This window comes from Vibrio sp. bablab_jr001, from assembly GCF_016464285.1.
GTDB lineage: Bacteria > Pseudomonadota > Gammaproteobacteria > Enterobacterales > Vibrionaceae > Vibrio > Vibrio fluvialis.
In genome coordinates, this window is sequence record NZ_JACDWZ010000081.1 from 1 (window position 1) to 215 (window position 215).

1 rRNA gene is annotated in these 215 nt (G+C 52.6%); it reads right to left on the reverse strand.

Annotated features, from left to right (window positions below):
- Window positions 1-39: 39 nt before the first annotated feature.
- Window positions 40-215 (reverse strand): 16S ribosomal RNA (locus JIG40_RS12810); the annotation flags it as partial.

A 215-nucleotide genomic window follows, 5' to 3' on the forward strand; every position in this document is an offset into this window, starting at 1 on the left:
ATCAATCTGTGTGAACACTCATCGCAATAATCATTCGTATAAGGAGGTGATCCAGCGCCAGGTTCCCCTAGCGCTACCTTGTTACGACTTCACCCCAGTCATGAACCACAAAGTGGCAAGCGTCCTCCCGAAGGTTAAACTACCTGCTTCTTTTGCAGCCCACTCCCATGGTGTGACGGGCGGTGTGTACAAGGCCCGGGAACGTATTCACCGTG